The organism is Hahella sp. HNIBRBA332 (assembly GCF_030719035.1).
GTDB lineage: Bacteria > Pseudomonadota > Gammaproteobacteria > Pseudomonadales > Oleiphilaceae > Hahella.
Genome location: NZ_CP132203.1, coordinates 3,261,647 through 3,274,524, shown reverse-complemented (window position 1 = coordinate 3,274,524; position 12,878 = coordinate 3,261,647). Strand labels below are relative to the sequence as shown.

Sequence of the window (12,878 nt, the reverse complement as noted above, 5' to 3'; positions counted from 1 at the left end):
GAATCCCTTAACTAGCGGTGTTAACCTCTGTCGTCAGATGCAGCTCCGACACCAGACGATCGGCCTGATAATGCGGGCGCAAGTAAATGGTCGTGGCGAAGGAGCCGGGCTTCTCGGGAATCTCTTTGACTTGCACCGAGCCTTCACGCAACGGATAGCGCGCCTGCATGAACCAGTCCGCATCTTCCTGGGAGGTTACGTATTGGGTCAGCCAGCGCTGTAATTCCCGTTCGCAATCTTCCGCCCGCCTGACGGAGCCGATCATATCGCGGGTAATCACTTTGATATAGTGGGCGAAGCGGGAGCCGCACAAAACATGCTGTAGCAGGGAGGACAGCCTGGAGTTGGCGCTGGCGATCCGGTCCTGCAATACTTTCGGACGGTGCAGGGTAGGGGTGCTATAAAACACGCCCATGGGCACATCATAGCACTGACAGAGTGCAATGAGTCCATGCTCACTGAGCGCGCGCTCGCGTTCGTCGGAAAAAACGGCGTCAACGATCGGCTTGTGCGCGATTTTCTTGGCGTCCGTAGCGAAGGCGTCCACCACCAGGTTGTCAACGGCGCCGCCCGCCATGTGATCGCGAAGCAAGCCGCGAATGTGTGAAAACCAGCCTACTTCGGTAAATTCGCGTATCAATACTTTGACCAACGCAAAGTTGGCGTATCCCCACAGGTAATTTTCATTGGAGGCCTGTGCGCGCTTTTCTGAGAAAAGCAGACCGCCGTGCGGGGCGATTTGTATGGAGTAGGGGTTGCGGATCAGCACACGAGGGATTGTCAGTCCTAAAAAGCGCGTGTCAGGGTGGTCGCGCAGACTGTTCCAGGCAATATAATCCTGCTCGCTGAAAAGTTGCTTCAGGCTGATCGGACTGGTGATTTCCGGGAAACTCCCCATTTCAAACAACTGGGGCGCAGCGTTAAGAAGTATCGGCGAGAAAGACGCTGCGCCGATTTCAGCCAGACGCTCCAGTGTGGGAATGTCATTAAAACGGTGTCCCGCAAAGGGTTTGTGGGACACCTCAAAATTCATCACGATGATGCCGTAGGGTTCGCCCCCAGGTACGTCGTATTCTTCGCTGTATATTTTGTGGAATAACTGACTCTGGTCGAACTCCACGGAGCGATTCACGTCCTTGGTGATTTCCGACCAAGTGATATCCAGGAAGCGGATCTTCACCAGTTTGCGGCCATATGAATAGCTCACCACGTCATACAGGCTGCGCCATGCGCGCTCTAAATCCTGAAACTTGCTGTGGTGAAGTATATGGTTGACCTGGTTGATGATCTTGTTGTCGATCTGGGCGACGGCTCTTTGCAGCCAAAGAATCAGGTAGTCGTAATCCAGCGGCTTACCGGCGGCTTTGTCCTCGTAACACCAGTCTGGAAGTTTGATCATTTGAAGTATCTTCTTGAGCGCGATCACTTCGGCGGAGCTCGGCCCCTGCGTGCGCTTCTGCACAACTCCGTAGGTAAACGGCATGGGGGTGTCGTTTGGAGATACTTTATTCTGCATCTTGGATTTGCGTAAGTCTGCCCGGAGAACGTTTATTTATTGGTTTAATTCTAAAATTTAAGCCGGGCTTGCACTCTGAGAGAGCAGGCCCGGCCCAAGCATGTCGCTTACTGTTCCTGAGCGGTTTTATCAACCAGACTTAGGAATTTCCGCAACCAGACGTAAAGAAGTGGTGAGCTCTTCCATTTGCAGCCATGGACGCAAGTGAGCGACGGCGCTGAAAGAGCCAGGAGATTCTGGGTTCTCTTTAACCTCAACACGCGCTTCAGCCAACGGATACTTCGCCTTGGATTCGGGCGATGCGTCAGGGTTGCTGTTGCAGTAGGTGTTGATCCAGTTGTTCAACCAGCGTTCTGCGCCTTTGGCGTCCATAAAGGAACCGATTTTGTCGCGAGCCATTACCTTCAGGTAGTGAGCGATGCGCGAGGTCGCCATGATGTAAGGCAGTCTTGCGGAGATCGCAGCGTTTGCGGTCGCATCGGCCTTGTCGAACTTCTTGGCTTTCTGGCAAGTCTGTGAACCGAAGAACACGGCATAGTCGGTATTCTTGTAGTGCAACAGAGGCAGGAAGCCTTGTTTTGACAGTTCCGCTTCACGGCGTTCAGTGATGCCCACTTCGGTCGGGCACTTCTGGTCAACGTCGCCGTCATCGCTGACGAATAAGTGAGAAGGCAGGCCAGTTACTTTACCGCCATTCTCCGCGCCACGAATGGCCACACACCAGCCGTGTTCAGCGAATGCCTGAGTCAGGGTGGTGCCCATAACGTATGCGGCGTTCATCCATGCAAACTTGTCGTGCTCGACATTAGCAGCCTTGCCGGTTTTGGAGTCGATCGGCAGCTCTTCGTAGTTGAAGTCTTCGATGGACTTGCCGTTTCTGCCGTAAGGCATGCGAGACAATACACGCGGCATAACCAGGGTGACGAAACGGGAGTCGTCGGAATCCCGGAAGCTGCGCCAGGGGATGTATTCCTGCGTTTCAAATATTTTCTCCAGATCGCGCGGGGTGGAGAGCTCGGTAAAGTCATCAAAGCCGAACATCTGTGGGCCAGCAGCGGAAATGAAGGGGCAGAAACCAGCGGCTGAAACGCCCGCCATGTTTTGCAGCAACTCTATGTCTTCCGGGTGGTTAGAGAATTCAAAGTCGCCGATCAGCGCGCCGTAAGGCTCGCCACCTGCGGTGCCGAATTCAGACTCATAGATTTTCTTGAAGATCTGGCTTTGGTCGAACTCAACCGCTTTGTCCAGGTCTTTGTACAGCTCACGCTTGCCGATGTTCAACATACGGATTTTCAGCGAGGAGCTGGTCTCTGAATTCATGATCAGGTGGTGCAGACCACGCCAGGAGCCTTCCAGCTTCTGGAACTTGTCTTCATGCATGATGGCCGCCAACTGCTTGGACATCAATGCATCGATCTGATCAATCGCTTTATTGATGGTGACGGTGAGGTTGCGGTCCCATTTGACCATACCTGCGCCCGCTTGTTTCGCCAGGTTTGCGATCAGGTCCTGGGCTTGCTCAGGCTCGGTTTGCTTGGTGGCGGTGATCGCCATATCCAGCAGACTGGAGCTGGACTCTTCCGCTGCTCCGGATTCCTGACCTTGTAATTCTGCGTCGCTCATTAGGCATCTCCTCCGTCTTCATCTTTGGCCGGGCTACGCTCTTCCACTTCTTTGCTCAATACCGCCATCTTGTCTGCGTCAGATAAAACCTGTTCCAACAAGCCTTCCAGCTCTTCAGAGCGGTCAGCCTTGCTCAGCAGGTCACGCAGGCGGTTACGCGCTTCCAACAGCTCTTTTAGCGCTGGAATCTGTTTAACGATATTCTGTGGCTCGAAATCTTCAATAGAATTGAAGGCGAGACTCATACCTACTTGCTTGTCAGGGTCGCCGGAAATTTCGTCTTGTACTTTGAGGTCCAAAGTAGGAGCGACTTTCTCCATGATTTCATTGAAGTTATCACGGTCAATGTTGACGAATTTGCGCTCTTTCAGGGATTTCTTGGCGTCAGTGTTGTCGCCTGAGTAATCGCCCATGACCCCAACTACAAATGGCAGCTCTTTTTTAACTTCCGCACCACCAGTTTCCACATCATAGGTAATGTGCACTCGCGGTTTGCGGACTCTGTTTAATTTATCCTGTAGGCTATCTGACATTATTAGGTCCTCTTTGATTTAGCTGTAGGTATCCGGTTAAGCGTCAAAAAAAATTTTAACCCTTTAATATGTTGATTTGTCACCAACTACTGTCGCCGCCTCCGCCGCTATCCCAGTTTTCACCGGAGCTTTGCGCAGGTTCGGATGCGCCTTCGGCTTTCGCCTTCGGCTCAGGAATGGTGACCGCTCTCGCCGTTTGCGATAACTGGCCGATTGGAGCTGCGTCTTCGCCAATTTGAATACCCGTCATTAAAGCATAGCGTGCGCGCGCTTCTTCGTCAGGTATCAGCTCCATGAGCAACTCTTGAATAGACATTCTACCCCAGTTAGCGACCCGTTCAATGGCTCCGCAGAGGGGCGAATGCGGTTCTGTTTTGCGGAAATACTCTGCGATCACCAACAGGTGATTGATGGCGTCTTCGCGGCTTCTGAAGGGGCCGTGCGCAACGCCGCCTCTCATCTGCTGAGCGCCGCCTCCGCCAGTGCTTCCGCCCGCTTGGCCGCCATCGCTTTGCACAGGCGCTACTTCATCATCGGAAAGCAGCTTGTTTTTCATAAGGCGCTTATATAGCTCTTCGACTTCCTGTAGCGCATTTTTGACGCCGCTGGTGGGAAGGCTGGCTTTGCTGCCGCTTTCTGAGCATTTGGCGTCGACCAGTTCGCCGATCTCCTGCCATAACGCCAGCGCTTCCTGAATATCTTCATAAATATTCTGCGCTTTGTCGGGACTCACGGTGAGGAGTTGCTGGTTAACGATATCCTCGCTAAGACTCAACTCCTCAAAGCGGCGAATACGCTCTTCAGGATCTTCGATGTTCAGGGCGTCCTGAAGGCGGCCGTAAGAAGTCAGGGTCAACACGTTTTCCGTGTCGTCAGTCAATGGCGTATTTTTGATTGGTAGGACCAGTGTGCCTGTACCGTCCTCGCCATTAAGCGATATCAGCGGATAAATGCGGGTTTCCACACCGTCCTCGTCAGGAAGCGGGTAGACAGTGTCCCAAAAGTTTTCGACCAGGCCTTTAATGATCTGAAGGCCATCACGAAGACCGGTGAAGCCTTCCAGTTTCAGTAACGCCTCGGTAAACCAGGCGGCGACCTCAAGGTCTTTGCTTTTGCGTTTAAGAATAGTCGGGGCGAGACGACGGATTTCCCGCCATTGTTCAACCAGCTCCAGTTCACCGTTGGCGTCAAAGCGCGCAGCCTTGGCCAGAGATACGACTTTGCGACGCGCGGCCTTGGCGGCGCTGAAGTCGCTGTCGTTTTCGTCTCTTAGGTCGGTTCCGGATGGATTCTCGTCACTGATTGGCGAGAAGAAAGGCTCTAACTCAATAATATTGTCAGACGCCATAATGTATTTACTCCATAAAATCGTTCGGCGCTCGGAAATAGAGGAGTATGTCCGATTTTTCCCTGAAATCAATGTTGTTTAAGACATCGGCCGGTCGTGTGTCTTGTTTCTCACGGCTGGCAGGGGGCTTCTCACAACCCTTGTCCAGGGTTCCGGGAAGGCCGGTTAATATACTAAAGTATTCGCTTTCAGGCTAGCTCGCCCCTTACTTTTTTGGCGCTAGCCCTTTGTTTTAAAAGCTCCCTTTGGGGATTAGGGCGAATGGTTTATTTGTGCGTCGTGCATTTGGCGGATCCAATTTTTAGATCTCCTTTTTGAACGAAAATACGTTTATTAAAGGTTGAAATAATTTGCAAAAAGCAGGTGTTTATAGTTTGGCTCGGCGAACTCCATATTGTCGGAACAAGGGAGAAAAACGCGGTAAATTCATTATCTTACTAATGGCGTCATTGTGTATTTTTGTTACTGGGTGCGTAGGGCTCTCCACTCCGCCGGAGGTGGAGGAGGGAGTGGCGGATTATGTCAGTGCTGACGACTTTAATATGTGGCTGGCGTACAAGAATGGAACGGCGATGGATGCGCACAGTATGCTCGATGCGCTCGACTCGCAAGCGCCCTTGATTGTCGTGATTGAGGGAGACGGCCTGCCCTGGAGTCGTCCTTGGCGCATCTCCTCCGATCCAACATCTCCAGATCCCCTGATGTTTGACTGGTATCGACAATGGCCGGGTGAAGCATTGTATTTGGGGAGACCTTGTTATTTCGGCGCTAAATCAAGTCGCGTTCCGCCTACCCCCTGGGATAGGGAAGGCCCGCCGGAAACACAGCCTTGCTTCGCTTATTGGTATACACACGGTCGTTACAGTGAAGAAATTGTGACGGCGATGGCGCGGGTTCTGCGAATGAAGGCGGGCGATCGCCGATTACTATTGCTCGGGCATAGCGGCGGCGGGACGCTGGCGATGCTGCTGGCGGCGCGGATGAGTAATGCTGCCGCGGTGATGACGCTGTCTGGGAACTTAAACGTCACGGCGTGGACGTCAGGGCACGACTTTTCCAAGTTGGCGGGATCACTCGACCCGGCTGCTTTGCCGCCTCTTAGTCGTGATGTCAGGCAATGGCATTGGGCCGCCAGTGGAGATGAAGTCGTGAAACCGGGATGGATAGAAAGGGAAGCGGCGCGGCAGCAAGCGACTTTTCAGCTGGGGCCTGCCACGAATCATGGCGATTGGCGGCTTTATTGGCCACAGATTAATGACGCTATTTCGCAGCTAAAAGCAACTATAAGCCGACAAAGATAAACAATAATCGCGTTGCGCGGGCGCTGGATGCGATCAATACTTTATTTGTAAAAAATTATTTTTTGTCACGAGCGAAGGCCGGGCTTCGGCGTTCAGGGTTTTGGGCGAGAACGTCGCTTTATCTGTTGCCTGTTCGGATAAGCAGGAGGCGTTGTTGTTTGTGATGACGCCGGGGCAGTATAGCAGCGTAGATAAAAGTGAGATGAATTATGACACGCAGACAAGGTATGAGCAGTAAACAGCACAGGTCATTGAAAAAGCGTACCCGATGGGGCCTGCCTGCCATGGTCGCGGCGGGCGCCTTGGCTGCGTGCAGCAGTCAGCCGGTGGATAAGGCCGGCGATCAGGGAACGGAGGCGGACAAATTGATGGTGGTGGATTGTTTGCTGCCAGGACAGATTCGCCAGTTAGGGGCCAACGCCCGCTTTTTGACCGCCCGTCGTCCGATCAAGACGACTGCCTCCGACTGCGCTATCCGAGGGGGCGAATTCACTGCTTTTGATAGAGCCGATTACTCCACTGCCTTGAAAGTATGGCTTGAACAGGCCAAGTCTGGTGATGCCGAGGCGCAGACATACGTCGGCGAGATATATGAAAAAGGTCTGGGCCTGGCGCCGGACTATGAAGTGGCGGCGATTTGGTATCGTCGCGCCGCGGACCAGAATTTCACACGAGCTCAGATCAACCTTGGCAACCTCTATGAGAAAGGGCTTGGGGTTAATAAAGACCCAGTTATGGCGTTGAACTGGTATCGTCGCGCCTCAGGCCTGGACAGCGATAATCTGCAATATGCATCCACCATTGTTGCGAATGAAGCCCTGCAGAAAGAACTGTCCAATCTACAAGGCGAAGTAAACAAACTGGAGCAATACAAGGCGCAAACCGAAGAAGAGAGACGTCGCGCTGCTGAAAAGGCGAGGGCGGAACAGTTGGCCCAGCAGCAGCGTGACAAAGCTAATCAGGCCGCTAAACCAGCGACGCTTGAAGTCGCTAGCTTGGACCCTGCTTTAGCTCCACCTTCTATCCAAATCCTGGATCCCCCCATTTCGTTGACTCGCAGTGGCCCCACGGTCCTGCTGCGCAACGCGGTGAGTGAGAAGGAAATTATCGGTAAAGTGGAGTCTCCTGCAGGTTTGAAGTCGTTCACGGTGAACGGCAAGAGAGTCGATGTGGATGAATTCAACTTATTCTTCATCAAGGTGCCGGTGCAGGGGCGTAAAACAGACGTCGCCATGAACGCAACCGATAAAGTGGACCAGCGCGTCGGCTTTGGGTTCTCCATGTTCCTTGATCAGGCGGCGAATCAGTCCCGTACTCAGAAAATTGAATTTGACGCCAGCTCGCAGTCGCCCAAATTCGATGGCATCAGCTTTGGCCGCTATTACGCGCTGGTGATCGGCAATCGCGATTATGCTTACTACACGGATCTGGAAACGCCAGAAAAAGACGCCCGCACCATTGCAGAAATGTTGAGTAAGCAATACGGCTTCAACACTAAACTGCTGCTCAACGCTACGCGCTATGAGTTGCTGTCCGCGCTGAACGAAATGCGCGAAAAGTTGACTGAACATGACAACCTGCTGATCTATTATGCAGGTCATGGCGAGTTGGACGCGCAGAATGATCGCGGCTACTGGTTGCCGGTGGATGCGGAGCCGGGCAATACGGCGAACTGGTTGTCCAATGTATCGATTTCCGACCAGTTGAATACTTTCAAGGCCAAGCATGTGATGGTGGTGGCGGACTCTTGTTACGCGGGCACTTTGTCCACTGCGTCGGTGGCGCGCCAGAGCGCAGTGGCGGAAAACGAGCTGCAAAAAGAGTGGCTGGAGTTGATGGTCGACATCAAAGCTCGCACGGTGCTGACATCGGGAGGCGTGCGTCCGGTATTGGATAGCGGCGGCGGCGATCACTCCGTGTTTGCGCGGGCGTTTATCGAAGCGCTGAACAGCAATAACGGCTTGATGGACGGCAACCGCTTGTTTATCTCTGTGCTTGGCGATGTGCGTAAGCGCTCACAGCAATTCGGCATTGATCAGATTCCAGATTATGGCGCGATCAAATACGCAGGCCATGAAGCAGGTGAGTTCTTCTTCGTAAAAGCGAAATCCATCTAATTGGCCTAATTCTCTCCGGGGCGGATTTCTTCCGCCCCTTTTTATTTCCCTGACCCGTCACAAGCGTCACTTTTTTCGTAGAGCATTAATTTGCTGGATGAAACTGACAGTAAGACGTTATTATTTTTCCACTGACGATTTCCCGGTTTACTCTAAGCTCTTCGGGTTTTGACGCTATAGTTATATTAATAGCGCTTCCCATATACCGTTTGCGCGAGCAGGCGAAGTGCTTGGATAAGCGGACTTAACCCTTTGAATTAATTGATAGCGCTGGACAGTAATTGAACGATGTCTGATACGCAAATTTTCGATCCCGCCTCAATGGACTCTCAGTATTTCGGCAAGTACAAGGTGCAGCGCGAATTGGGGCGCGGCGCCATGGGAGTGGTGTATCAGTGTTTTGACCCTGACTTTGAACGCATCGTCGCCGTCAAGGTCTTGCTGCCGGAGTTGTTGGGCGCAGATGTGACCGGTGAATTTCGCGAACGTTTTCGTAACGAGATGCGAGCGGCGGGCAAGATATCCCACCCTAATGTGATTAATGTATTTGACGCTGGCGATCAGGATGGCGCGCCATTTTTCGTCATGGAGTATGTAGAGGGTTATGAGCTGAAAAGCTCGCTCGATGACGGTCAGCGCTTTCCCATCGACAAGACTCTGAAAATCATGACGGATGTGCTTTCAGGACTTGGACATATCCATGAGCATGGAATCATTCACCGGGACTTGAAGCCCGCCAACATTTTCATCACCAAGAATGGTGTAGCGAAAATCGCTGACTTTGGCGTCGCTAAGCTGGAATCATCCGAGCTGACCCGGGTGGGAACCATCATCGGTTCTCCCAGGTACATGTCTCCTGAGCAGTGCCAGGGGTTGCCAGTAGACGCGCGTTCGGACTTGTTCGCAGCAGGCATTATTTTTTATCAGCTGTTGACCAATGAGCATTGCTTTAACGCCAACTCGCCGACGGCGATCATGCAGAAGATTTTGCACGCCAGACCCGAACTGCCCTCAATGTTGATACCGACTTTATCCAAGCATTATGACGCGGTTGTCGTAAAAGCCCTGGAGAAGAGTCCAGAGAAACGTTACCAGTCTGCGGAAGAGTTTATTCAGGCGTTGCTGCAGGCGGCTGAAGGTAAGAAAAGCAGCAACATAAAGGGCCCCATGTTTGCGGGCGCTGGCGGTTTGCTGGCGGTGGCGGCGGCAGGGCTATTGTACGTTTTGATGCCTTCCGTGGGACAGAACGGAGTAACCCCTCCCGTCGAGACTACCAAGTTGACGCCGCGTACTGTTAATGGGACGGCAACGACTCCCAACCAGTCCGGCAATGGCGTTCAGGCGCATGCTGATAACAATGGAAATAGCGGTAACGCGTCGACTCCTGATGGCGACCAAAACGGCTCGACATCTCAAAATGCGTCAACTGCAGGCGCTGACAACCCTGTGCGCCCTGCCAGCGCCGAGGTGCAGAGTCTGAATCCGGAAGTCTCCGCCAAAATTGACCGGCTGCTCAAAGTCGCCAAAGTCCATCGATTACAGGGAAGGTTGGTGACGCCTTCCGGCTCCAGCGCCTATGACGCGTACAAGATTGTGCTCGAAATTGATCCCACTAACCAAGTGGCGCAAGAAGGGCTGAAGACTCTGGAGCACGATTTGGTGTCTCGCATAGACGAGTTGCGGGATCAAGGCGAACTGCAAATGGCGCAGGCGGAAGCTACTACGGGCAGCCAGTTGTTCCCCAGTTCCGAGCAATTGTCGAAACTGGCGGCGCAGCTGAAAAAGTAGATCAGGCCTCTTCCGGTTCTGATGCGATTGCATCCTGGAGCGAGCCTGACGCCACGGGGAGTTCTACATAAAAGGTCGCGCCTTTGCCTACTTCAGACTCGAAATCAATATGTCCATGCATGCCTTTGGCCAGTTCTCTGGAGATGAATAAGCCCAACCCGGTGCCGCCCTTCTGGCGGCGATCGGATGAATCCGCCTGGGAAAACTTCTTGAATATACGCGTATAAAACTCTGGTGGAATACCTGGGCCGCGGTCTGTGACGGAGATGCGCACATAGTTCTCCCGGCGTTGCACAGATATGTCCACGGTGGAGCCTTGGGGGGAGAATTTGGCGGCGTTGGAGAGAAAGTTGGCCAGTATTTGTTGGAACCTCAATGGGTCAGCATTTACGAGACACCCGTCTTCACGATGGGTGATCCGGTACTCTACCTCATGCTGTTGGCCATATACCCGGTTAGTATCAATGGATTGCTCCACCAATGGCATAATGGGTTCGACGGAAAAGCTGTACTTCACGCCTCCCGCGGTGATCTTTTCCATATCCAATAGGTCATTAATCAGCAGGGCGAGTCGCTGGCTGTTTTTATAGGCGATTTGCAGAAAGCGGGAGAGTTCTTCCGATGGCTGGCCCACAGCGCCATTCAACAATAGACTGAGCGCCCCAGTGATGGAGGTCAGTGGGGTGCGCAGTTCATGGCTGACTGTGGAAATAAACTCATTTTTCATGCGATCGATGCGTTTGCGCTCGGTAATGTCCCGCACCACCACTATAAATAAACGCTCTGATCTGCGGTGTACTTCCGACACAGATATCCCCACGGGAAAACGCTCGCCGTTCTGGCGTACGCCTTCAATTTCATGCTCCTCGCCGCTGGCGTCGCTGCGTATGGAGGCGGAAAGATAGTCCGACATGGTTTCTGAAGCGTCATCGTCGGAATAGTTGGCGAATAATCGTTTAAGGTTGTAGCCGATGACGGAGTCCGCGTTGTAGTGGAAAATGCGCTCCGCCGCCCGATTGAAGGAAGCGATAAAGCCAATTTCATCAACGGTGATGATGCCGTCGTTGATGTTGTTGAGAATTGCCTGGGTATGTTGCGCATGCTCTTCCGCCTCCGCTTCCGCCATTTTTTGCTGGTGGATATCGGAGATCGAGCCGGCCATTCTGATGGCGACATTCTCATTGTTGCGAATGGCGGCGCCCCGAGAACGGAACCAGCGCCATTCGCCAGAGCGGGTCAGCAGCCGATGCATAATGTCGTAGGGCGACTCGGTCTCGAGGTGCGCCTTGATGGCCTGCAGGACCGGGTTTTTGTCTTGGGGATGAATTTTCTGCTCAAACTCAGTAAAGGTGTTGCTGAAGCTGCCTTCCTCATAACCGAGCAGGGCCTGAAAGCGTGGCGCGTAATACATGTGGCCGGTTTCCAGGTTCCAGTCCCAGATCCCATCATTGGACCCACGCACCGCCAACTGGTAGCGCTCTTCGCTCTGACGCAGGCGGGTTTCGTTGTCGCGAATGGTTTGCGTCATTCGCTTGGCCAGCTCCAAGGCCTGCTCCCGCCGAAATGACAGGAACCAGACCAGTAGCGTCAGCAATAGACTGACCACGCCGCCGAGTCCCACCACTAATTTATCCAGGTGGGTGATAGCGTCGGCTTCGAACGCAGGCGTGTTTTCAAACACCACCGTCCAGTCATGTTGATAAAAAGTCAGAGTGCGTGTGGCGGAATAGCGGGGAGAATGCGTTCCTTTAATTTCTTGCAGACCAGTGTGGAAGTCGTTTTCTTCAGTTTCGAACATCAGTGTTTCGTCACTGATGGTGTTGTTGTCGTAGATGCGAAATGATATCTGTAGTCGACGCGGGCCAAGGATGCCGGCCATGAGGTCGTCGATACGATAGGGGCTGTATACGAAGCCTTGCAGGGCGCGCCAGCGCGCCTGTTCTGTTTCCGGGATTACGCCTTTGGCGTAAATGGGCACGTACATGAGAAAGCCGGATTGCACTTTTCCATGGGTCTCCTGCACTAACGTGACCTTGCCGGACAGGGCGGTCTCCGCTGACGCCGCAGCTTGCCGCATGGCGGCGGCGCGGGTTTCCTCGGACATCATGTCGTAACCGAATGCGGCCAGGTTGCGTCCCAGAAAAGGCTCTAAGTAAATAATAGCGGAGTAAATTTCCCGATCGCCTTCAGGTTTGACGACATAGTTGGGAAATCCTTCCGCTCTGACGGTTGCTATATGCTTGGCGAGTTCGTGCCTGGGGATGACGACGGAATAGCCGACCCCGAGAATGCCGGGATAGTTTTTGTTCAGGTTGAGGCTTTCGATATATATGCGCCACTCGTCGCGTTTTACCTCGTTGCTGGCTTTGAACAGCGCGCCGCCGCCCAGCAGAATCTGCTCGTGATCGCGCATGCGCTGCGTGATCAGAGAGGAGACCTCATCGACATAAAGTTGAAACTGTCGCTCGGCGCTGAGTTGTTCTTGGTTGCGGATAACGCTGGCGGCCAGAACCACCATGGCCAAACTGGCGATCAACACACCCCAGGCGGCAAGTAGGCGGCGTCTGAACAGAGGGGCGACGGAGGCCCAAAATGCGTTGCCGGATTGAGGTCTGATGTTCGCCATCCTTTGTAATGCGTTACTGGCCGCCG

Annotated in this window: 8 protein-coding genes; 3 read left to right on the top strand and 5 right to left on the bottom strand. The window is 53.2% G+C overall.

Going from position 1 to position 12,878, the window contains the following annotated elements:
• Positions 1–7 precede the first annotated feature (7 nt).
• The 4 genes from tssC (O5O45_RS14425) to tssA form a co-directional block, all read right to left on the bottom strand.
• Complete coding sequence (gene tssC, locus O5O45_RS14425) at positions 8–1,516, bottom strand: type VI secretion system contractile sheath large subunit (protein ID WP_305905908.1); 1,509 nt, start codon at positions 1,514–1,516, stop codon at positions 8–10.
• Positions 1,517–1,645: 129 nt separating this feature from the next.
• Positions 1,646–3,139 carry a type VI secretion system contractile sheath large subunit gene (tssC, locus tag O5O45_RS14420; protein WP_305905907.1) on the bottom strand — a complete coding sequence of 498 codons (1,494 nt, stop codon included), beginning with the start codon at positions 3,137–3,139 and terminating at the stop codon, positions 1,646–1,648.
• On the bottom strand, positions 3,139–3,672 hold the full coding sequence (tssB, locus tag O5O45_RS14415; protein ID WP_216739504.1) for a type VI secretion system contractile sheath small subunit: 534 nt from the start codon (positions 3,670–3,672) through the stop codon (positions 3,139–3,141). Before tssB ends, tssC (O5O45_RS14420) begins: the two co-directional genes overlap by 1 nt.
• Before the next feature lie 79 nt (positions 3,673–3,751).
• Positions 3,752–5,020 (bottom strand): type VI secretion system protein TssA, encoded by a 1,269-nt coding sequence (gene tssA / locus O5O45_RS14410; protein WP_305905906.1) that lies wholly within the window; start codon positions 5,018–5,020, stop codon positions 3,752–3,754.
• A 509-nt stretch (positions 5,021–5,529) separates the two neighbouring features.
• Here tssA and O5O45_RS14405 point away from each other — a divergent pair.
• From O5O45_RS14405 to O5O45_RS14395, 3 genes are all read left to right on the top strand, one after another.
• Entirely contained in the window at positions 5,530–6,321 is a 792-nt protein-coding gene (locus O5O45_RS14405; protein ID WP_305905905.1) for a hypothetical protein, read from the top strand.
• A gap of 227 nt (positions 6,322–6,548) precedes the next feature.
• Positions 6,549–8,438 carry a caspase family protein gene (locus O5O45_RS14400; RefSeq protein WP_305905904.1) on the top strand — a complete coding sequence of 630 codons (1,890 nt, stop codon included), beginning with the start codon at positions 6,549–6,551 and terminating at the stop codon, positions 8,436–8,438.
• 288 nt (positions 8,439–8,726) lie between these two features.
• Entirely contained in the window at positions 8,727–10,226 is a 1,500-nt protein-coding gene (locus O5O45_RS14395; protein WP_305905903.1) for a serine/threonine protein kinase, read from the top strand.
• 1 nt (position 10,227) lies between these two features.
• On the opposite strand, the gene O5O45_RS14390 is transcribed toward O5O45_RS14395, so the two are convergent.
• Positions 10,228–12,852 carry a CHASE domain-containing protein gene (locus O5O45_RS14390; protein WP_305905902.1) on the bottom strand — a complete coding sequence of 875 codons (2,625 nt, stop codon included), beginning with the start codon at positions 12,850–12,852 and terminating at the stop codon, positions 10,228–10,230.
• Positions 12,853–12,878: the final 26 nt, after the last annotated feature.